This window comes from Falsiruegeria litorea R37 (assembly GCF_900172225.1).
GTDB classification, from domain to species: Bacteria; Pseudomonadota; Alphaproteobacteria; order Rhodobacterales; family Rhodobacteraceae; genus Falsiruegeria; species Falsiruegeria litorea.
The window spans coordinates 26,441-47,489 of record NZ_FWFO01000003.1; the positions used below are offsets into that span (position 1 = coordinate 26,441).

The following is a 21,049-nucleotide window of genomic DNA, read 5'->3' on the forward strand; positions in this document are numbered from 1 at the left end:
CGCAATTCCATGCCCGGCCCCGCGTCAGTGCGGGAACGGCCAGAGACGCAATTTCTCTTTGGCAACACGCCACAACTGTGCCAGCCCATGCGGTTCCATGATCAGGAACACGATGATCAGCGCGCCAACAATCACCAACTGCAGGTGTGCCACGATGTCCGTAGGCCAGCCCAGCATGTCCGCACCCACAACTTTCAGAACCACAGGCAGCAGCACCAGGAACGCCGCGCCAGCAAACGATCCAAAGATCGAACCCAAACCGCCGATGATCACCATGAACAGAACCAGGAACGACTTCTGGATGCCAAACACCTCGCCCACTTCGACCGCACCCAAGTAGACCGCAAAGAACAGCGCGCCCGAGATGCCCACAAAGAACGAGCTGACCGCAAAGGCCGTCATCTTGGCTTTCAGCGGGTTCACCCCGATGATTTCGGCCGCGATGTCCATGTCACGAATGGCCATCCACTTACGGCCAACAGTGCCGCGGGTCAGGTTACGTGCGATCAAGGCACAAAGTGTCAGGAAAATCAGACAGAACAGGTATGTCGCCCAGGCCGGCGCGTTGGGGCCGGTGATGATGATGCCAAAGACATCGCGCTCAGGCGCATTGATCTGTCCCGAGGCTGAATAGTTGTAGAACCACGGCACCCGGTTAAAGAGCCAGACGAGAAAGAACTGCGCCGCAAGCGTGGCGACCGCCAGATAGAACCCTTTGATCCGCAAAGACGGCAGACCAAACAACACACCCACCAGGGCCGTGATCCCGCCGGCCAGCAGAACGTGGATGAACATGCTCACATCCGGGAACGCGGTCATCAGCTTGTAACAGGCATACGCCCCCACCGCCATGAACCCGCCGGTGCCCAGCGACACCTGCCCGCAATAGCCGGTCAGGATGTTCAGCCCAATCGCCGCAATCGCATAGATCAGGAAGGGCAGCATGATCGCATTGGCCCAATAGTCATTGATCAGGAACGGGACCACCGCAAAGGCGAACACCATGACGGCATAGTAACGATAGCGATCAAACCGGATCGGAAAGGTCTGGTTGTCCTGAGTGTAGGAGATTTTGAAATCTCCGGCTTCGCGGTAGAACATGTTCAGATGCCCCCTTCGGACTGCGCGCGGTTCCGGGCCGCGGCGTCGAGTTGATTTGATTTCCTGGCATAGCCGCTGGCCTCCGAGGCCCGCACCAGCCGCATGTAAGCAGCGATCCCTGTCACCAGCCCGCCAAAGGCCAGCAATGCGGCAATCACCAGTTGGCTCTCCGTCAGCCCTTCGGCCGTGACGGCAAGATACCCGAATGCCCAAAACCCGGACCACGCAATCACATTGATGATGGCGATCAGTTTGTTCATCTTCGGATATCCCTTTCGTTTCTCATATCAGGCGAAGGTTTCGGGTGGGCGGGTCTCGTTGCGCATCGCGCAACGGGGTCGCCCACCGGAGCTTCAGACCCTTTCGATAATCTTGTCCCCGAACAGGCCCTGTGGACGGAACACCAGGAACAGCAGCGCCAGCACATAGGCGAACCAGTTCTCGGTCGCACCGCCAACCAGCGGGCCAATGGCAAACTCGAAAAGCTTCTCACCAACCCCGATAATCAAACCACCCACAATGGCGCCTGGGATCGAAGTGAACCCACCTAGCATAAGAACCGGCAGCGCTTTCAGCGCGATCAGGGACAGCGAGAACTGTACGCCCGACTTGCTGCCCCAGACGATCCCGGCAACCAGAGCCACAAAGCCTGCGACCGACCAGACCAGAACCCAGATGAAGTTCAGATTGATGCCAACCGACAGTGCCGCCTGGTGATCATCCGCCACAGCCCGCATGGCACGGCCCTGCTTGGTGTACTGACTGAACGCCACCAGCGCGATTACCAGTACCGCAGCAATCACCGTGGCAATCAGATCCAACTTGTCCAGGAAGAACCCATAGAAGTTCTCATTCCCCATGCCCATCCACTGCGTGTTCTCTTCGATCCAGAAGCTACCACCCTGCGGCAGACCGACGTCCAGAGCCTTGATTTCCGACCCCCACATCAAATCGGCCACGCCTTCCAGAAAGTAAGCCAGACCAATAGTTGCCATGAACAGAATGATTGGTTCCTGCCCAACCAGGTGACGAAAGATGTACTGTTGCACCAGCCAGGCAAACAGCACCATGACAACAACCGTCAGTACAATTGCAATGACCGCCGGAACTTCCCACCCAAAGTGGTGAATGTGCGTTCCAAAGATAGCGTTGATCAGATGCGCAAACGGCACTTGGCCAACCATGATCCCGTACAGGGTCATCGCAGCGAACAAAGCCATGACGCCCTGTGCATAGTTGAAGATGCCCGATGCTTTGTAGATCAGGACAAAACCCAATGCCACAAGCGCATAAAGAACACCCGCCATAAGACCGTTCAGAACGACCTCGGTCCCGAATAGAAGTGAATCAGGCATCCTGCTCTCCCCTCGCGAACTTCAGCACTGAAATTCGTTCAAACTTCTTAGAAATGCTGGAAAACTCAGTCATGGCTCACCCCCAGATAGGCGTCGATGACGTCCTGGTTGTTGCGCACCTCGTCTGGTGTGCCGTCGCCAATTTTTTTCCCGTAATCCATCACAACCACACGGTCGGACAGGTCCATAACCACGCCCATATCGTGCTCGATCAGCGCGATGGTGGTCCCAAACTCGTCATTCACGTCCAGAATAAAGCGGGACATGTCCTCTTTTTCCTCGACGTTCATGCCAGCCATAGGTTCATCCAGAAGCAAAAGTTTGGGTTCGGCGGCCAGGGCACGCGCCAACTCGACCCGCTTCTTCAAGCCGTAGGGCAACCGCGAAACAGGCGTCTTTCGGATGTGCTGAATTTCCAGAAAGTCGATGACCTTCTCCACGAGTTCGCGGTTCTCGGTCTCCTCACGCTCGGCCTTGCCCTTCCACAGCGCCTGAGAGAATAACCCCGACTTCATATAGTTCAGACGGCCGGTCATCACGTTATCCAGAACGCTCATCCCCTCAAACAATGCAATATTCTGAAAGGTCCGCGCGATCCCTTGGCGTGCCACCTCATAAGGGCGCATCTGCGGGCGCTTCTTGCCGTGAAAGAACACCTCGCCTTCCTGCGGCACATAAAAGCCCGAGATCACGTTGAGCATCGACGATTTGCCAGCCCCGTTCGGACCAATGATCGCCCGGATTTCGCCTTCACGAATATCGAACGAAATGTCCTTGATTGCCACCACACCGCCAAAGCGCAGCGTGATGTTTTTCATCTCCATCACCACACCGCCGATCTTGCGACCGTCCTCGGTGATGTAGCCTTCAGATGCATCCAGCATCAAACTCTCCCTCATTCTTCAGGCGGGACTGCTCCCTACGGGACGGCGGGCGGGGCGATGTCCCCGGCACGGGGACAAGCGTCGTCCTCCCGTCCCTCACTCCGCTGCCATTTTTGCCGAAACCTGCGACACGGCCGCATCGCGGATATCGAGCGTCGCGCTGATCGACCCTTTGCGCCCATCCTCATAGGTCACTTCCGTGGTGGTCGCGATCCGCGGCGAGCCGTCATACAGCGCCCCGATGATGTCGGCGAACTTCTCTTCCACGATCCGGCGGCGCACCTTGCGAGTCCGGGTCATCTCGCCATCGTCGGCATCCAGCTCCTTGTGCAGCACAACAAAACGATGCACCTGGCAGCCCGACAGCATCGGGTCCTCGGCCACGGATTTGTTCACCGTCTCCACATGGTTCTGTATCGTCTCCAGAACCTTCGGATGCCCAGCCAGTTCCTGATAGGACGCATAAGCGATGTTGTTGCGCTCCGCCCAGTTGCCCACGGCCGTCAGGTCGATGTTGATGAAAGCCACGCAGCGGTCTTTGCCGTTGCCAAACAGAACCGCCTCAAGGATATCAGGGTAGAACTTCAGCTTGTTCTCGACATATTTGGGCGCAAACATCGCTCCATCGGCCATTTTACCCACGTCCTTGGCACGGTCGATGATCCGCAAATGGCCCGAGTTTTCCTCGAAAAAGCCCGCGTCACCGGTCGCAACCCAACCGTCGGAGTCCTTGGTCGAGGCCGTCGATTCCGGGTTCTTGTAGTACTCAACAAAGGTCCCCGGCGAGCGATAGTGGATCTCGCCATTGTCGTCGATCTTGATCTCGACGTCGGGGGCCGGAACGCCAACCGTGTCGGCGCGCACTTCGCCATCGGGCTGCACGGTGATGAACACTGTCGCTTCTGTCTGCCCGTAAAGCTGTTTCAGGTTGATACCAAGCGAGCGGTAGAACTCGAAAATCTCGGGCCCAATCGCCTCACCCGCGGTGTAGCCCACACGCACACGACCCAGTCCAAGTGTGTCTTTCAGCGGGCCATAGACCAGAGTGTTGCCGATCGCATATTTCAGGCGGTCTGCGGTGCTGACGGGGTTGCCGTCCAGAATGTCTCCGCCGACCTTCTTGGCGTGTTCCATATACTTGTGGAACATGTTCTTTTTCAGAGCGCCCGCGTCCTCCATCCGGATCATGACGTTTGTCAGCTGGGTTTCGAACACACGCGGCGGGGCAAAGAAATACGTCGGTCCGATCTCGCGCAGATCGGTCATCATCGTGTCGGCGCTTTCTGGGCAGTTCACGCAGAACCCGCACCAATAGGCCTGACCAACAGAGAAGATGAAGTCCCCGACCCATGCCATCGGCAGATAGGACAGGATGTCCTCTTTGTCCGTCAGCTTGTCGAATTCGCTGGCGTTCTTGGCGCTCTCGATCACGTTGCGGTTTGACAGCACGACGCCCTTTGGCTTGCCCGTGGTGCCTGAGGTGTAAAGCATCACGCAGGTGCTGTCGTATGTCAGCTTGGCCCGACGCGCATTCAGATCGGTGATCCACTCGTCATGGGCTGCACGCCCCTGGTCCTGCACATGGCTGTACTGATGCAGCGTGTGATGGTCGTACTTCCGCAGACCACGCGGATCGAGGTAGATCAGATGCTCGAACTGATGCAGTTGGTCCTGCACCTCAATCACCTTGTCGACCTGTTCCTGATCACTCACGATGACAAATCGCGCACCACAGTGTTGCAGAACGTATGCCATCTCTTCGGCATTGGCGTCTTGATAGAGTGGAACCGGCACGGCCCCAACCGACTGCGCGGCAACCATCGCCCAATAGAGATACGGGCGGTTGCGCCCGATGATGGCAATGAAATCACCTTCATTCACGCCAAGATTGATCAGCCCCAAGGCCAGTGCTTCAATCTCTTTTTCGGTCTGGGACCATGACCAGGTCTGCCAAATCCCGAATTCCTTTTCCCGGTATGCGGGCGACGACCCATACTGGGTCGCATTGCGATGAAGCAGCGCCGGAAGGGACTGCATCCCTTCGACGCCAGACTGCGTCTGAGCCAATGTCTTTCTCCTCCCCAATCCGACCCCCTCCACTGGGTCGGAAACGACCACCTTGGGCACCCCAAGGCGATTCTGTCCCAATTAGGAACGCGCCCAGTGTTCAGCGTCAACTTTTTCGTGATGTTTTCCCAAATCTTACGAATTGTAACAGCACCCAAGCAGTTACCCGATTTCCGTTACATTCGACCAACCGAATGGCTACCCCCCACATCAAAGCAGTGTTAGGAACAACGCGGGAGAGAGGACACAATTGAGCACCACGGACGCATATATCAAGACGATGACCACGGCGGGATTGAACCTGATCGCGCAGGCCATCTCGATATATGATGACGATCTGAAACTCGCCGTATGCAACCGCCGGTTTCAGGAAATGTTCTATCTGCCGGACGCCTTGGTGCAACCTGGCGCACGGTTTGACGAAACTATCCGCTACATCGCCGAGCGTGGAGACTACGGCCCCGTCACCGACATCGAAACATTGGTCCAGAGCCGTGTTGACCAGGCATTGGCCTTTGTGCCCCACTACTTCGAGCGTGTTCGTCCCAACGGTCAAGTGATCTCGATCGAAGGGGCGCCACTGACCGAAGGTGGCTGGGTCACGGTTTATACCGACATCACCCGCACCAAACGGGTCGAGGAGTTGCTACGCGCCAGATCCGAAGAACTCTCAGATCAACTCCTTAGCCATGCCGAGGAACTCTCGGCCACCAACCGCGAACTGGCCGCAACCAACAGCGCGCTTGAGGAAACCAAAAGACAACTTACGGTAACCGAAGCCCGCACCCGCCTGACAACCGAAATGATGCCCGCCCACATCGCCCATGTGGACGCGAAAGGTTACTATACCTATTCGAACCGTCGGCTCAGCTCGGTTATCCCCGGTCGACCCTCCAATATCTTGCGGATGCATATTGCCGAAGCCTTGGGGCCTGCATTCAACAAGATCGAACCCCATCTCAAAGCCGCCTATTCCGGTGAAAGCTCGGTTTTCGAATTTACCGAGGATCACGATTCCCGCCGCATCCGCGTTGCTTTCACGCCCGAAGAAAGCGGCGGCGTCTATATCCTTTCGATGGACATTACCGAGGAAACCCAGGCCCGTGTTGCCCTGCAGCAGTCGCGCCGTCGCGCCATGGCTGCCCAGATGACCAGCGGTCTGGCGCATGACTTTTCCAATCTTCTCACCATCATTCTGGGCATGCAGTCGAAACTGGAACGCATGGGCTTACCCGAAGAGGCCGCAAAACTGATTGCGGCCACCCAACAAACCGCACAACGCGGCGGGCGGCTTTTGAACCGAATTGCCGACATGACGGGAAACCGCACGCTACGCCCTGTCGCCACCGACATGCATGGCGTGCTTGAAGACCTCAAACTGCTGGCCACTCCATCATTGCCGCAAGGAATCGGGTTGAGCGTGCTGGACCACACGCCAGACGAGGCCTTGATGCTGGATCCCGGCATGTTGCAGGACGCGTTGCTGAATCTGATCCTGAACGCACGCGACGCCTGCGGCACCAGCGGGCAGATCACGATCAGTGCGCACACGATCGGCAACATCTGGATCGAAATCACCGTCAGCGACACCGGCCCCGGGTTCTCGAAAGAGGCGCTAGAGAAGGCGCTGAACCCGTTCTTTACGTCCAAGGGCAGCGAGGGGTCCGGTCTGGGACTGCCAATGGTTTATGACACTGTCAAACTCGCCGGGGGTGATTTGCAACTGCGCAACTCGCCGTCTGGCGCCTCGGTGGTCCTGCGCTTACCCTATCGTGCGGCTCCGCACTCCAAGGGTGGCTTGGCCCTGCTGGTCGAGGACAACGAAGATCTGCGCGCCACCTTCCGCGACATGCTTGTCGAACTGGGTCATACAGTCATCGAAGCCACGTCCGTGGATGAAGCCTGCGCTTTGGCAGCGGACTTGCCAGACATCAGCTTTGTTCTGTCCGACATCAAGCTCGAAGGGCTGGCAACAGGGCTCGATTTGGCCGAACGGCTCAAGAATGATCTGCCGATCATTCTGATGACGTCGCTGCCGCTCAGCGACCCGTTGCACCGACAGGCCTTGGCAATGGGGCCGGTCATGCGCAAACCTTTCACCCGCGCGCAGCTGTCTGCGCTGCTGAGATCCGAGGCCCACCGATGACTGCACCGCTCGTCACAATTCTCGACGACGAACCCGAAATCCGCCAAATCCTGACGGATGTGCTCGAAGATGCTGGTTTCCGCACTCAGGCGTTTTCCCGTGCGCGTGAGTTTGAAGCCTCTCTCAAGCGAGTAACGCCGGACGTCTGCCTGGTGGACCTGTCGCTGCCCGACACCGACGGGCTGGCTTTGGTGCACCGGCTTGCATTGGAACAGGGTGCGTCGGTGATCATCATTTCAGGCCGGGCGCAGGTGCAGGACCGCGTGACCGGACTGGAATTGGGGGCGGATGATTATATCACGAAACCCTTTGAACCGGCCGAGGTTGTGGCCCGCGTACGCGCCCGCCTGCGCGATGGCACCAAGGTGGTACAGCCCGGCGGCAACACGGCAGTCTTCAATGGTTGGATCGCCCATTTCGACCGCTACGTTCTTGAGGATGAAACCGGCACGGAAAGCCCGTTTTCCCACGCCGAAGGCGAAGTTCTACGCCTTTTTCTGGAAAGCCCCAAACGCCTGATCAGCCGCGCACAAATGCAAGAGATGTTGGGCGGCGGCGCTGGCGAAAGTTTCGACCGCGCCATGGACGTACGCATTTCACGGCTGCGTACCAAGTTGAAAGAGGATCCCAAGAACCCCCGCTTGATCAAAACGATCTATGGGGCCGGGTATATCTTTCTGGGCGAAGTCGAGTGGCGCTGAACTAACCCCAGTCTGCAATGGCCAAGAGCCCAAAGGCGGAAATTGTCAAACTGTCTTTGACAGCACCTTTATTGATCATCTCGATGATTTCAGCCCGGCTAAACTTGGCCGTGATCATGTCCGCCTCTTGACTCTCGCGTTCCGTCGGACCGGGCTCCAACCCGGTTGCAAGATAGATATGACATACATTGGTGGTCAGGCCCGAGGCTGGGAATTGCTCTCCAAGCTTTGTCATCACTTGCGCGCGCAATCCCGTCTCTTCTTCCAGTTCGGTGCGCGCAATCTCGGTGGGGTCTGCATCAGGGTTCTCTTCCAATGCCCCGGCCGGAAACTCCCAGAACCGGCCAGACACCGGATAGCGATACTGCTCAACCATCTGAAATCGGCCGTCTGCATGCTGTGGAACAACCAGCGCAAAATCGGTCTTTTCCACGAGACCGTAGATCCCGGACTGCCCATTCGGAAACCGGATCTCATCCTCATGCACGGTTGTCCATCTATTGCGATAAACAGTTCGGCGCGACAGCCTTTCGATGATGTCCAAAACAAACACTCTCAATAAAATCGATTTGCAGCCTGCATACTCCAAGCCGCGCGTCGGAGCACCCCTAATCCAATCAGGCAACAAAGCAATCTTTGTGTGCCTTGAACCACGGCACCAACAGATCGCGAAACGCCTTGACCTTGGCCGATGGCCAGACATCGCGATGCGCGACAACCCAAATGTCGGCGTAGCTCTGTGGTGGTAGTATAGGTACCTGCACAAGCCCTTCGGTGGCACGCCCAAGAAACATCGGCATGCGAACCACACCCAACCCGGCTTTGGCTGCACCGATCATCGCAACCATGTCATCGAACACAAGCCTGACCCGGCTATTCGGGTACCGCTCTAAAGCGGGCTTGGGAACGCCAGGGGTTTGCTCGTAAACGATCCAATCAATTGGATGCTGCGGCGTATCGGCCAAACTCTTCGCCACCGACAGAGAAGCGAAACTTGCCACCTGCTGCTCACACAGACGCAATCCCATAAGCGTATCTCCGGGCGTGCGGCTGATCCGAATGGCCATATCCGCCTCGCGTCGGTTCAGATCAAGCAGATCATTTGTTGCTCTCAGAAGCACCTCGACCTCGGGGTAGGCGTCAGAAAACTGAGCCAGCACTGGCGCGATATGGGGGCCGATCAACAACTGCGGCGCCGTGAGAACAAGACGCCCGCGCAAGGTTTGGTCTTGTCCCTGAACCGACCGAAAAAGGTCATCGGCCCGGTGGTCCATCTCGGCGGCTTTTGCTGCCACCAATTGCCCGGTCTCGGTCGGCTGATATCCCTCAGGCAATCTGTGAAACAGCGTTACACCCAGAGCAACTTCGGCCCTTTGGATACGACGGGCGACGGTCGTGTAGTTCAGCCCCAACGCCTCGGCCGCGGCAGCCAGTGTACCTCCTCGCGCAACGGCCAGGATCGTTTTCAGATCATCCCATTCGGCATTCATGCAAGCATTTTCGCATGGCCAGCAAGCAAATACACGCGTTTTCGCAAATCAATCTCGTTGCTAGCTCAATGTCACGCAGACACCCACATCAGGAGAGCAAAATGATCTATGCCGTTTTCAAAGCCAAATTGAACAACCCCCAGGCGCTCGCAGAGTACCGCGAACAGGCGGGTACAGCCCTGGCCAAACATAGAGGCAAAGTTGAACACGCAACCCCGGTGGCGCAAGCACTGGATGGCGCCCCAAGTGTGCCAGATGTCGCGGCACTTCTGTCCTTTCCCTCGATCCAAGCCGCGCAATCCTGGATCAACGACCCAGAGTTGGCCGATCTCCACGCTCTGCGACGGAGCGCAGGGGAAACCGAGATCCTGCTTCTGACTTGACCTTATCGGTTGTCGAACTGAGTAATGACCGACGCCAATTTCCGGCCGATGATCCGGCTGGACTTGCGCGACGGGTGGATTAAGTCGGGCGAGAAATAGGTGATACCGCCACTTGGCACCACATCCTTGTTCGACACAAAGATGACCCCGTCCTCTTGGCTGGCCAGCTTGATCAATCGCGCCTCAAGCTCGTCGCCTGCCGATTTGCAATGTTCGATGGGCGTTAGCAGACCTGGGCTGCGTAAGTAGCCAGTGAAAAGAACCCGCGCGCCGTCGTCTCGGACCCGGCGCGCAAAGGTCGGGATCTGCCCGCTCATCCCGTCTTTCGAGATCATGCGATCCAGCATCCCGCTGCACCGCCCACAGCCACAACCAAACAACAGATCATTGCCCCCGCCGTTGACAACAACCCAGTCCCAATCGCCAGCAACGTATTGGTTCGGAATATTGATCCCGCCCTTGGTGTTGTTCGGATCGCGGACCGTCATCCAGGCACCGCGGACGGACCTGTCAACGACGGCCTCGCCCAGAACGTCTTCCATCACATGTGGGATCGAACTGCCCCAGGCCGAATTCCAGGCCATCAGGGAATCACCAACCGCAAGAATACGCGCGCCTTCATTGCGCGTGACGCTTTCCTGGCAAGCCGCGACCAAGCCTGTGAGGAAAATCAATATGATACCTAATTTTACACCAAAGAAACGCATTGAAAAGGAAACCTGCTTCGTTGTTCGCTATCAAGATCCTAACCAAATTTTGGTGGCAAAATCAGGGCGAGAGACAGGCTTTTCTTTAAGACAGACTGTTCACAGCGCCAGAAAGAACATGCAATCCGGCCACCAAGTCCGCTTCGTCTGTATCCTCTTCGAATGCATGGCTAATGCCACCGATCGAAGGAACAAACAGCATGGCAACAGGCATGAGTTCCGCCACATTGGTTGCATCATGCAAGGCGCCCGAGGGCATCTTGCGCCATTTGCCCGGTGCCACCTTTTCAGCGGCTGATACTAAAGCGGCTTGCAATTTCATATCCATGGCCACCGGCTCCAAACCCAGGAGCGGGCCAAAGCCGACCTCAATCGCCTTTTTCGACGCGATATCGCTTGCCGTTGCGCGCACGATCTTTTCCATGCGGTTCAGGCGGTCGCCATCCCCATCGCGCCATTGCATCGAAAACGTCACCCGCCCCGGCACGATGGATGAGGCGTTGGGATGCAGGCTGACGTGGCCGATGGTCCAGACCGTGCGAGGGGTCACCACATTGCGAAACCGGTCGTTCAGCTCGGTATTGAAAGCTGAAAGCGCCTGAAACGCGTCGCGCCGCAGGTGCATCGGCGTTGTCCCTGCGTGATTTTGCTGCCCGTCAAAAGTGATCTTCATGTCCCGGATGCCGACAATTTCGGTCACCACACCGATTTGCTCGCCTTCGGCATCCAGCGTCGGACCCTGCTCGATGTGCATCTCGATGTAGCCCGAGAACTGCGCGGGATCGACAAACTCTCCTGCCAGATCGCCCAGACACGCCCGTGCCTGGGCAAAAGGAACGCCTGCGTGATCCTTCAACCCTTCGGCCTGTTCCAAGGACAGGTTCCCCGACCAGATAGCCGATCCGGTGGTGACGCCGAACCGCCCTTCCTCGTCTTGAAAACTGACAACCGAAACAGGCACGTCAGCGCTTCGAGCAACCTCAAGCGCGGCCATCACGCCCAGTGCACCGTCCAGCCAGCCGCCTTCGGGTTGGCTGTCCGAGTGTGAACCCAACAGGATCGACGGACCATCCGCCAGCCCAAAGAGATTGCCCACCGGATCGAAATGCGGCGTCAAACCAGCCTCTCGCATCTGATCGGCCAGCCATTTGCGTGCAGCGATGTCCGTATCTGAATAGGCAGGTCGGATCACGCCCTTGCCAATCCCCGACGCGCCAAATTGGCGCAAATCATGCAGAGATTTCAGATACCGTTCGGGATTGATGGACATAGCAGGCGCTCCTCATCGTGAGGCTTCAACATATTCAGCTTGTGGCCCGTCACAAGACACCGCGACAGTTTTCATCAACCATCGTTCAAACGCCTCTGGTCCCTGCCTGAGACCTCGCCTAAGACTTGGCCCGAACAGGAGCGCCCGAATGTCCCACATCACACTCATCCGTCACGGTCAGGCCAATACCGAAGCCCGTGACGAAGACAGCTATGACAAGCTCAGCCCGCTGGGGCATCAGCAAGCCGCCTGGCTGGGCGCGCATCTGTCAGATGCTCAGGCCCACCACCCGCGCGTCTATTCCGGTACCCTGACCCGGCACATCGAAACCGCGGCCAGCATGGGACTGCCCGCGCCCGAGCAGGACGCCCGGCTGAACGAGATCGAGTACTTTACGCTCGCCAACCTGCTCGAAGAACAGCACGGCGTCGCAATCCCGATCGAGCGTGAGGGATTCATCCAACACCTGCCGCGCGTCTTCACCGCCTGGCAGAATGGCGAGCTTGATGGTCCTCCTGAGACCTTTCAAGAGTTCGAGGCTCGCACCTATGACGTGATCCACGAAATCGGCAAAGGGGCTGGACCTGCCGTGGTGGTCACCTCGGGCGCGTTCATCTCGATGGTGATGCGGCAGGCAATGGGACTGGACATACCGTCGATGTCGCGGCTGGCTCTTGCCATCATGAACACGTCGATGCATCGTCTGTTCCCGATTGGCGACCATCTGAGCCCGGTTCTGTTCAACGCGGTGCCGCACCTGGAAGCCCCCGATCGGCATTACGCCCAGACCCACCTCTAGGAGACCTCGGATGCAGCTGTATTACGCCCCCAGAACAATTTCGATCGCCATCGCCATCGCGCTGGAAGAGGCAGGGTTGGAGTATGAACCTGTCAAATTGGACTTTGCCTCTGGCGAGCAGACGACCCCAGCTTATGCCCAGATCAACCCTAAAGCGCGGGTGCCTGCTCTGGTGGTCGACGGCGGTATTCTGACGGAAACCGGGGCGCTGCTGGATTACGTCGCCGCCAAGGCGCCCGAAGCCGGGCTGGTGCCCGCCGATCCGGTGATGGCGGCCCGTATGCGTGAGGTGATGTATTACCTCGCCTCGACCATGCATGTGAACCACGCCCATAAGATGCGAGGCCCTCGGTGGGCGGACAAGAAAAGCAGTTGGGCGGATATGAAGGGCAAAGTTGCCGAAACCATGACCGCTTCTTGCGCATACATCGAAAGCAATGGTCTGCGTGGGCCGTTTGTGCTGGGCGACAGCATCAGCCTTGCAGACATCTATCTTTATGTGGTGTGCAGCTGGCTTGAAGGGGACGGTGTCGATGTTTCGACCTTCCCCAAGATTGTAGCCTTCCGCGCCGCGATGGAAGCGCGTGCCTCGGTTCAGGCCGTCAAAGCCGCCGGCATGCTTTAATGGTATGCTCTGAAAAGGACGTAACATGACACATCTCTGGGTTCGGGCCGAACAGCGCCTAAACGAAGATCGCGTGGGCCTGACGCCTGCGGGCGCGGCCAAGCTGATTGCAGCAGGCATCAAGGTCACGGTCGAGGAAAGCGGCACACGCGCCATCGGCATCGACGGGTACCGAGACGCAGGCTGCGAGATCGCAGCCGAGAACAGCTGGCCGCAGGCCCCTGCTGAGGCCATCATCTTTGGCCTCAAGGAACTACCCGAGGACGGCACGCCCCTGCTGCACAAACACATCATGTTCGGCCATGCGTTCAAGGGCCAGCATTCGGGCCGCGCCCTGTTGGAGCGGTTCAAGGCCGGGGGCGGAACGCTCTATGATCTTGAATATCTGGTGGATGAAACCGGCCGTCGCGTCGCCGCCTTTGGCTATTGGGCCGGTTATGCCGGCGCTACCGTGACGCTCAAAACCTGGGCTGCGCAACAACGGGGCGAGGAATGCGGCCCGGTTGGGGCCTATCCGGGCAAGGACGCCCTGCTGGCAGAATTGAGCTCGGAATTGGACGAAACCGGCGTCGCCCGCCCTTCGGCTATCGTGATCGGTGCGCTTGGCCGCGTGGGATCGGGTGCCGCGGACCTGTGCGAGGCCATGGGCGTTGCAGTCACTAAATGGGACATGGCCGAAACCGCAAGCGGCGGACCATTCCCGGAGATCCTGGATCACGATCTGTTCCTGAACTGCATCTTCGCCCGCCCCGGAACGCCCGTGTTTGTGCCGCAAGAGGCCTTAAGTGCGGACCGCAAGCTGACCGCCATCGGCGATGTCGCCTGCGACCCGGACAGCGACTATAACCCCGTGCCTGTCTATGACCGCGCCACCACTTGGGATGCGCCTGCACTGCGTGTGGCAAGCGACCCGGTGCTGGATGTGATGGCCATCGACAACCTGCCCTCAATGCTGCCTGCCGAAAGTTCCGAAGATTACGCCGACCAGCTTTTGCCTTCGCTGCTGATGCTGGCTGATCTCGACACCGGCGTCTGGGGTCGGGCACGCGACACGTTCAAAACCCACATGCAGGACGTCTGACATGGAACTCTACATCGGTATCGCTGCGGCGATATTTGGCACCGTCTGCTGGATCCCGCAGGCGTGGAAAGCCTGGAGCAGCCGCGACACATCCGGCCTGTCGTTGCCATCCAACCTGATGTTCCTGCTAACCGTCTCGTTGTGGCTGATTTACGGCCTGATGGTGGGCGACCTGCCGCTGATCCTGGCCAACGTCTGTGCGGTCACGGCGGTTCTGGTCATCGTCACCGCCAAATTGAAATTCGGATAAGGGAGAGATCCAGATGACAATCCATTGGTGCGGAACCGGCCTGTCGGCCATCCCCGGACTGCGACGCCTGATCGAGGCTGGTCATGATGTGACCGTCTGGAATCGGACCGTCGAAAAGGCGCAGGCCGAGGTCGGCGACCTGACCGACAAGATCAAAGCCTTTGACATCGACGTTCTGGCCGGGGAATTGGCCAAGGAGGACGTCATCGTCTCCATGCTGCCAGGTGACTGGCACGTGCCGCTGGCGGAACTGGCCATCGCCAAGGGCGCGAACTTTGTCAGCTCGTCCTACATCGCGCCGGAAATGCGCGCGCTGGACGAGCGTGCCCGCGAGGCCGGAGTGGTGATCGTGAACGAGGTGGGTCTGGATCCGGGTATCGACCACCTGATGGCACATGCGCTGATCGACGACTATCGCGCCTCGGACGCGTTTGATGCCGATAACCACCTGAGTTTCATCTCATATTGTGGCGGCATTCCCAAAACACCGAACCCGTTCCGCTATAAATTCAGCTGGTCGCCCCTGGGTGTGCTCAAGGCGCTGCGCTCGCCGTCGCGTTCGATCCGCAACTATGCTCCGCTGGACGTGGCACGTCCGTGGGACGCGATCAGCAGCTATGTGGCCCCGCTTCCCATGCCGGAAAGCTTTGAGGTCTACCCAAACCGCGACTCGCTCCCGTTTCAAGCGCAGTACCATTTCGAAGAGCACTGGCCGGTCAAAGAGTTCGTCCGCGGCACCCTGCGTCTGAATGGCTGGGCCGAGGCCTGGGACGGTGTGTTCAAAGAGGTTGAAACGCTGTCGGGTCCCGAAGGTGATGCCCGTCTGAAAGAGATGTCCGATCAGTTCTGGGCCGAGAATGCCTATGACGAGGGCGAACCGGATCGCGTGGTGCTTTGCGTCGGCCTCAAGGCCGAAAAAGACGGCACCGAAGTCTGGCACAAGACCTATGTGATGGACGCCTGGGGCGACGAACGCGGTACCGCGATGGCCCGTCTGGTGTCGATCCCGGTGTCCCTGGCGATCGAAGCGGTGATGGATCGCGCCATCGCGGCCGGAGTTCACGCCGCCCCCAGCGACCCGAAACTGGTCGGCGCCTGGATGGGTGAGATCGATAAATTGGCGCAGCACCTGCAAATCGTGGATCATACTGCCTAGTTCAGGCCAAGGGCACCTGCCCTAGGATTGCGCCGCAACTTGATCGACCCGCCGGGAACCTGGCGGGTCGCCGTGTTTCAAGCCTGCCGCCACTGCCCGGCTATGCATAGGACACCGGCGTGCGGTGCCTGGGTGCATCGTGCAATTGCCAATACCGGTCCATGATGCGCTTTGACTGGGTGCCGATCGCTCCGGACCCAATTGATCGACCGTCGACTTTCGAAACCGGCATGACACCCCCGGCTGTTGAGGTAATGAAAACCTCGTCCGCGTTCAGCAGATCACTGCGCGAGATTGCTCGCACCTGGCACTCCAGCCTCATTTCCTTACAAATTTCAAAAACAGTCTGACGTGTCACCCCAAGCAGGACGCTGGCACCCGGTGTTGAAACCGCACCGTCCTTGATCACAAAGACGTTGAAGCCGGGCCCTTCAGAGATATCGCCACTGCCGTCAACCAGAATGGCCGTGTCAGCACCAAGGTCATAGGCCACATAAAGCGCCTTGATCATGTCCAGCCAGTGATAGTTCTTAACCGTTGGGTCAACCGACAACGCAGGGATACGCAGGATATCTGTCACCGCCAGGTGAAGGCCCTTTTCCAGCTGCTGCTTGTTGGCCACCGACCCAAACGGGATTGCGAACGCGATGAAACGGTTCTCTGCGTCTCGGGGATCGCGACTGAAATCGGGCGACGTTCCTCTGGTGCAGATGAATTCGACATAGGCGTTTTCCAATCCGGACAAGGCCACACAATTGTGCAAGATTTCAGCGACCTGCGCCCTGTCATATGGGATCGACATGTGCAGCTCGCCCATGCCCCGAAAGAACCGATCCAGATGGTCATCCAGGCGGAAGAAGGCACCTTTCCATACATGGACAACGTCGTACGTCGCGTCCGAATGCAAGAAACCGTAGTCGAGAACCGATAGCTTTGCTTCGTGAATCGGCAGGTACTGACCATCCATAAAAGAAACGCCGGGCGGGTAATTACGGGCATCGACATGGCGATCGGATAACTTGGGCAAGGTGCTCATAATCTAACTTTCCATTGACCTGAAAGGATCGTTTGGAAAAGATTACTTTAGAAAGTCGATCATGATGCCCGAATATCCAACAAAAATCGGGTAAAATTCATCAAAATAGAAGACAATAACAAGCAAAATGCCCATCCACCTTGATGAGACTGACAAAAGGCTTCTGGACATCCTTCAACACAACAACCGCTTGACCGCCGACGAGTTGGGGGAGCGCGCCGGGCTTTCGCGATCCTCGGTGCAGCGACGCTTGAAACGCTTTCGAGACGAGCAGATCATCGAGGCTGACATCTCGGTTCTGTCCGCACATGCGGTCGGGCGCGCCATGACATTTATCGTCGAAGTCGAACTGGAGCGGGAACGCACGGATTTGCTGGATGAATTCCGCCGCTCAATGCTCCTGCTCGAGGATGTTCAACAGTGCTATTACGTGACCGGTCATACCGACTTCATTCTGATCGTGACTGCAGTCGATATGGCCGCGTATGAGGAATTCAGCCGCAAGGTGTTCACCGACAATCCAAACATTCGAAGGTTTCATTCAAATGTCGTGGTGAATCGCGTCAAAGTCGGGTTGCACGTCCCTTTGTGACCTTGTCTTTGACAGCACCTAGAAGACGCCTGTTCGATCTCACATCAGATCGTTTTCGACATCTTCGGCCGACACGCCCAAGGCATCCAACCCGTTTTCCAGATGATCGGCCAGATGCGGGGTTCCGATCAGGTAGTCCGCGCATGGGGTCGAAGCTTCGGACCGGGCAGTCGCAATCGCTTCGGCCAGGTCTTCGGCGAAAAAGCTCTCGCGACCGATCCACATGATGGCCACCAATTCTGCCTGCTCGTCCTCGCTCATCCGGTCAACAAAGGCGCGCAATTCACCTTCGGCACGGTTCAATTCTCGCGCCATCATTGCCACCTGGGCCACTTTGCGTGTCGAAATTTCCAGCATCTTCTGATCCTCCTGTTCGCGTCTCGCCTGTGATGTTTCGGGGGTTGGCCGCCAACTGTCTTTGATCTTGCGCAAACCTTCGGCCTGCTCTTTTCACCAAAAAATGACATAGATGCCCGAAAACCGGCGCCCAAAGTACCAGTATTCGCGCTAGGGTCTGGGCATGAGACTCGACTTACCTGATGATGATATCCTGTATGGCGCCTTGCTTGCCCGTGACCCGGCTTGGGATGGTCGCGCCTATGTCGGTGTGACCAGCACCGGCATCTTGTGCCGCCTGACCTGCCCTGCCCGCAAACCCAAGCGCGAGAACTGCGTGTTCTTTGGCACCATTGGCGCCGGGATCGAAGCCGGGTTCCGCCCCTGCAAACGCTGCCATCCGTTGCAGCCTGCTGCGCAGGCGGATCCGGCTGTCCAAGCCCTGATCAAGGCGCTTGAGGCTGATCCCTCTCGCCGCTGGCGCGAGGGGGATCTGGTGGCATTGGGGCATGATCCCTCGACCGTTCGTCGCGCGTTCAAGCGCCACTTTGGGATGACCTTTCTGGATATGGCCCGCCAAACCCGATTGCATGCAGGGCTGACAACGCTTGCCCAAGACGGTCGGGTGATAGACGCACAGTTGGATGCGGGGTTTTCCTCGGGTGCCGCATTTCGGGCGGCCTTTGCCCGCCATCTGGGCTTGCCGCCCGGAGCGTTTCGGTCAGATGCCTTGCTCAAGGCTGATTGGTTCCAGACGCCCCTGGGCCCCATGATCGCTGTCAGCGATGCCACGCATTTGCATCTGCTGGAATTCACCGACCGCAAGGCATTGCCGACCGAACTCAAGCGTCTGCACAAGGCCTGCAAGGGCTCGCTCGGCTTTGGCCGTTTGGCCCCCACAGATCGGATCGAGGCGCAGCTGGATGAATACTTTCACGGACGTTCCGCGCAGTTCGACGTGCCCTTGGCCTTGCATGGCACCCCTTTCACCTGCGCAGTTTGGGACATGTTGCAGACTTTGCCCGCGGGCAGCATCCACTCTTATTCCGACATTGCCCGGCGCATGGATCGCCCTGAATCCACCCGAGCCGTGGCCCGTGCCAACGGCGCCAACCAGATCGCCATCGTCATCCCCTGCCACCGTGTCATGGGCGCGGACGGCTCGCTCACCGGATATGGCGGCGGGTTGTGGCGCAAACAGAAACTGATCGACCTGGAACGGCAATACGCCCCAACCGAAAGCATCCCCGCATGACCCAATCCGACACCGCCCGAACCTTTGCAGACCTGCACCGTCCTGGCACACCGCTGATCCTATACAACGCCTGGGACGCAGGCAGTGCCAAGGCCATTGCAAAGGCAGGCGCCCCCGCGATCGCCACCGGCAGTTGGTCGCTCGCCCATGCGCAGGGCTTCGACGACGGGCAGGACATGCCGCTGGAGTTCGCACTGCATATTCTTGCCCGCATCACCACTTCCGTCGATCTGCCTGTGAGCTTCGATTTCGAAGCCGGCTATACTGATGACCTTGGGACGCTGGCCACAAATATGGAGCGCGTGATCGCCGCAGGCGCCGTGGGGGTCAATTTCGAGGATCGGGTCATCGGCAGTGCCGGTCTCCTGGCCGTCTCAAGCCAAGCCGAACGGATCGCCACCCTGCGCAGAGCCGCGCAATCAACCGATGTACCCATTTTCATCAACGCACGATGCGACATCTTCTTCCAAGGTGCTAAACCCGAGGCCCATCCCGAATTGATGGCCGAGGCCATCGAGCGCGCGCAGGCCTATGCGCAGGCCGGAGCAGACGGGTTCTTTGTGCCGGGATTGGTCACCCCCGAACTGATCGGCGGGATTTGCGCGGCGACGTCCCTGCCGGTGAACATCATGCAAACCGGCAATGCTCCGGATCACCAAACTCTCGCCGACCTGGGGGTGGCAAGGATCAGCCACGGCCCGGCCCCTTACCTGACTGCCATGGCAGGCGTAACTGAGGCCGCTAAAGCCGCGCTTGCGCTCTAACACAACACCTGCGCTCTGCAGTGCCGCGCCGCGCGCAGCGCGGCGCCCGGCCCAACGGGAGGAGTTGCCCCAAGGGGCATCGACGACGGGCGGGAGCACCCCCAGCTTCGTGAACGCCTTCGGTAACAAGAACCTAGGCAGCAACGGCCTCTTCCAAAGGCGGGACAAAGCGATGGTGGCTGATCTGACCATCGTTGATTTCAATAGCTTCCCCAGTCGGCACCTCGACCCACTTTTTCTGTTCATCATCCAGCGGCTCGGACGACACGATGATCCCATGGGCACAGCGGCGATGAAACAGGCTGGGCGCAAATTCGTCCGAAGCATAGCGTGCCGCAAAGAGCCGCTGTCCATCGGACCAACAGGCTGCAAACCGCATGAACGGCGACACACCCCGTCTGCGCGACAGCGCTTCGACCCGACCAACCGCGCGAGCCATCGCGCCGATTGGATCGGTGTCCAACCCTTCGCCAAGGGCAATCAAAAAGATCGCTTCGCTTTCGGTCGCGCCCAGGCGGTGCTCGTAACACTCAGGCGGGATCATCCCGTCCAGTTCCTGCCGGATACGCTCGTGCCCCCCCGCTTGCCCATTGTGCATGAAGCTCCAGCGCTTGTGCCCAAAGGGGTGGCAATTGTTGCGCGACGTGGCCGTCCCAGTCGAGGCCCGCACATGCGCCAGAAACAGACGCGACCGCGTGTGATGCGCCAGTTGCCGCAGGTTCGCATCTGACCAGGCCGGGTTGGTGTCCTTGTAGAAACAGGGGCTCTCACGCTCGGAATACCACGCCAGACCAAAACCATCCGCATTGATTGGCGTCTTGCCGATCATCGCATTGCGGCTTTGTTCGACCAGCGATTGTTCTTGGTTGAGGACCAGTTCATCAAAATAGCGTGGCGCACCTGCCCACGCGAGAAATCGGCACATTTGGGAATTCCATTTGGGGCTGTCTTTGTGCAGAGCATACGCCCCAAGGAATGAGATTTTTCACCAAACCGGTTGCCGAAAATCAGAATCCATCAATCATCTGACCCAGATATTGCGGCTGCGTCG

Annotated in this window: 23 protein-coding genes; 11 read left to right on the plus strand and 12 right to left on the minus strand. The window is 58.4% G+C overall.

Going from position 1 to position 21,049, the window contains the following annotated elements; all coding sequences use genetic code 11:
* Positions 1-24: 24 nt before the first annotated feature.
* The 5 genes from TRL7639_RS16420 to TRL7639_RS16440 all read right to left on the minus strand — a co-directional run bounded on the left by TRL7639_RS16420 (position 25) and on the right by TRL7639_RS16440 (position 5,377).
* Positions 25-1,101 carry a branched-chain amino acid ABC transporter permease gene (locus tag TRL7639_RS16420; RefSeq protein WP_085796962.1) on the minus strand — a complete coding sequence of 359 codons (1,077 nt, stop codon included), beginning with the start codon at positions 1,099-1,101 and terminating at the stop codon, positions 25-27.
* 2 nt (positions 1,102-1,103) lie between these two features.
* Positions 1,104-1,361 (minus strand): hypothetical protein, encoded by a 258-nt coding sequence (locus TRL7639_RS16425; RefSeq protein ID WP_085796963.1) that lies wholly within the window; start codon positions 1,359-1,361, stop codon positions 1,104-1,106.
* Positions 1,362-1,454: 93 nt separating this feature from the next.
* Positions 1,455-2,456: a branched-chain amino acid ABC transporter permease gene (locus tag TRL7639_RS16430; RefSeq protein ID WP_085796964.1), complete on the minus strand. Its 1,002-nt coding sequence runs from the start codon at positions 2,454-2,456 to the stop codon at positions 1,455-1,457.
* Positions 2,457-2,521: 65 nt separating this feature from the next.
* A complete protein-coding gene (locus TRL7639_RS16435) occupies positions 2,522-3,340 on the minus strand; it encodes an ABC transporter ATP-binding protein (protein ID WP_085796965.1) in 819 nt (272 codons plus the stop codon).
* 96 nt (positions 3,341-3,436) lie between these two features.
* The gene (locus TRL7639_RS16440) at positions 3,437-5,377 is read right to left on the minus strand and encodes an AMP-binding protein (RefSeq protein WP_085797260.1); all 1,941 of its coding nucleotides are present in this window, start codon (positions 5,375-5,377) and stop codon (positions 3,437-3,439) included.
* A 310-nt stretch (positions 5,378-5,687) separates the two neighbouring features.
* Here TRL7639_RS16440 and TRL7639_RS16445 point away from each other — a divergent pair, with 310 nt between their 5' ends.
* Together TRL7639_RS16445 and TRL7639_RS16450 are read left to right on the plus strand one after the other, a co-directional pair.
* Positions 5,688-7,553, plus strand: coding sequence for a PAS-domain containing protein (locus tag TRL7639_RS16445; RefSeq protein ID WP_207559693.1), 1,866 nt, complete (start codon positions 5,688-5,690; stop codon positions 7,551-7,553).
* Entirely contained in the window at positions 7,550-8,254 is a 705-nt protein-coding gene (locus tag TRL7639_RS16450; RefSeq protein ID WP_085796967.1) for a response regulator transcription factor, read from the plus strand. The genes TRL7639_RS16445 and TRL7639_RS16450 overlap by 4 nt, the downstream gene beginning before the upstream one ends.
* A 1-nt stretch (position 8,255) precedes the next feature.
* Here the strand turns inward: TRL7639_RS16450 and TRL7639_RS16455 are convergent, their stop codons facing one another.
* Together TRL7639_RS16455 and TRL7639_RS16460 are read right to left on the minus strand one after the other, a co-directional pair.
* The gene (locus TRL7639_RS16455; protein ID WP_235820427.1) at positions 8,256-8,807 is read right to left on the minus strand and encodes an NUDIX domain-containing protein; all 552 of its coding nucleotides are present in this window, start codon (positions 8,805-8,807) and stop codon (positions 8,256-8,258) included.
* A 64-nt stretch (positions 8,808-8,871) separates the two neighbouring features.
* Positions 8,872-9,744, minus strand: a complete 873-nt coding sequence (locus TRL7639_RS16460) for a LysR family transcriptional regulator (RefSeq protein ID WP_085796968.1) — start codon at positions 9,742-9,744, stop codon at positions 8,872-8,874.
* A 101-nt stretch (positions 9,745-9,845) separates the two neighbouring features.
* Between TRL7639_RS16460 and TRL7639_RS16465 the strand changes: the two genes are divergently transcribed.
* Positions 9,846-10,127, plus strand: a complete 282-nt coding sequence (locus TRL7639_RS16465; protein ID WP_235820428.1) for a DUF1330 domain-containing protein — start codon at positions 9,846-9,848, stop codon at positions 10,125-10,127.
* Between the two features lie 2 nt (positions 10,128-10,129).
* On the opposite strand, the gene TRL7639_RS16470 is transcribed toward TRL7639_RS16465, so the two are convergent.
* A complete protein-coding gene (locus tag TRL7639_RS16470; RefSeq protein ID WP_235820430.1) occupies positions 10,130-10,801 on the minus strand; it encodes an SGNH/GDSL hydrolase family protein in 672 nt (223 codons plus the stop codon).
* Positions 10,802-10,919: 118 nt separating this feature from the next.
* Complete coding sequence (locus TRL7639_RS16475) at positions 10,920-12,104, minus strand: Zn-dependent hydrolase (RefSeq protein WP_085796971.1); 1,185 nt, start codon at positions 12,102-12,104, stop codon at positions 10,920-10,922.
* A 148-nt stretch (positions 12,105-12,252) separates the two neighbouring features.
* Here TRL7639_RS16475 and TRL7639_RS16480 point away from each other — a divergent pair, with 148 nt between their 5' ends.
* The 5 genes from TRL7639_RS16480 to TRL7639_RS16500 are packed head-to-tail and all read left to right on the plus strand — an operon-like array spanning position 12,253 to position 16,015.
* Positions 12,253-12,903 carry a histidine phosphatase family protein gene (locus tag TRL7639_RS16480; protein ID WP_085796972.1) on the plus strand — a complete coding sequence of 217 codons (651 nt, stop codon included), beginning with the start codon at positions 12,253-12,255 and terminating at the stop codon, positions 12,901-12,903.
* Between the two features lie 10 nt (positions 12,904-12,913).
* A complete protein-coding gene (locus TRL7639_RS16485) occupies positions 12,914-13,528 on the plus strand; it encodes a glutathione S-transferase family protein (RefSeq protein ID WP_085796973.1) in 615 nt (204 codons plus the stop codon).
* A 25-nt stretch (positions 13,529-13,553) separates the two neighbouring features.
* Complete coding sequence (locus TRL7639_RS16490; RefSeq protein WP_085796974.1) at positions 13,554-14,609, plus strand: saccharopine dehydrogenase; 1,056 nt, start codon at positions 13,554-13,556, stop codon at positions 14,607-14,609.
* A 1-nt stretch (position 14,610) separates the two neighbouring features.
* Positions 14,611-14,859, plus strand: a complete 249-nt coding sequence (locus TRL7639_RS16495; protein ID WP_085796975.1) for a SemiSWEET family sugar transporter — start codon at positions 14,611-14,613, stop codon at positions 14,857-14,859.
* A gap of 13 nt (positions 14,860-14,872) precedes the next feature.
* A complete protein-coding gene (locus TRL7639_RS16500) occupies positions 14,873-16,015 on the plus strand; it encodes a saccharopine dehydrogenase family protein (protein WP_085796976.1) in 1,143 nt (380 codons plus the stop codon).
* A 100-nt stretch (positions 16,016-16,115) separates the two neighbouring features.
* Here the strand turns inward: TRL7639_RS16500 and TRL7639_RS16505 are convergent, their stop codons facing one another.
* Positions 16,116-17,051 carry an aminotransferase class IV gene (locus TRL7639_RS16505; protein WP_235820432.1) on the minus strand — a complete coding sequence of 312 codons (936 nt, stop codon included), beginning with the start codon at positions 17,049-17,051 and terminating at the stop codon, positions 16,116-16,118.
* A 127-nt stretch (positions 17,052-17,178) separates the two neighbouring features.
* On the opposite strand from TRL7639_RS16505, the gene TRL7639_RS16510 reads away from it, so the two are divergent.
* A complete protein-coding gene (locus tag TRL7639_RS16510; protein WP_085796977.1) occupies positions 17,179-17,643 on the plus strand; it encodes an Lrp/AsnC family transcriptional regulator in 465 nt (154 codons plus the stop codon).
* A gap of 39 nt (positions 17,644-17,682) precedes the next feature.
* Here TRL7639_RS16510 and TRL7639_RS16515 read toward each other — a convergent pair whose 3' ends face one another.
* Positions 17,683-18,000, minus strand: a complete 318-nt coding sequence (locus TRL7639_RS16515; protein ID WP_085797263.1) for a DUF3775 domain-containing protein — start codon at positions 17,998-18,000, stop codon at positions 17,683-17,685.
* A gap of 163 nt (positions 18,001-18,163) precedes the next feature.
* Between TRL7639_RS16515 and TRL7639_RS16520 the strand changes: the two genes are divergently transcribed.
* Positions 18,164-19,234, plus strand: a complete 1,071-nt coding sequence (locus TRL7639_RS16520) for a bifunctional transcriptional activator/DNA repair enzyme AdaA (RefSeq protein WP_085796978.1) — start codon at positions 18,164-18,166, stop codon at positions 19,232-19,234.
* On the plus strand, positions 19,231-19,998 hold the full coding sequence (locus TRL7639_RS16525) for an isocitrate lyase/PEP mutase family protein (RefSeq protein WP_085796979.1): 768 nt from the start codon (positions 19,231-19,233) through the stop codon (positions 19,996-19,998). The genes TRL7639_RS16520 and TRL7639_RS16525 overlap by 4 nt, the downstream gene beginning before the upstream one ends.
* A 133-nt stretch (positions 19,999-20,131) precedes the next feature.
* Here the strand turns inward: TRL7639_RS16525 and TRL7639_RS16530 are convergent, their stop codons facing one another.
* Positions 20,132-20,923: a class II glutamine amidotransferase gene (locus TRL7639_RS16530; protein WP_085796980.1), complete on the minus strand. Its 792-nt coding sequence runs from the start codon at positions 20,921-20,923 to the stop codon at positions 20,132-20,134.
* Positions 20,924-21,049: the final 126 nt, after the last annotated feature.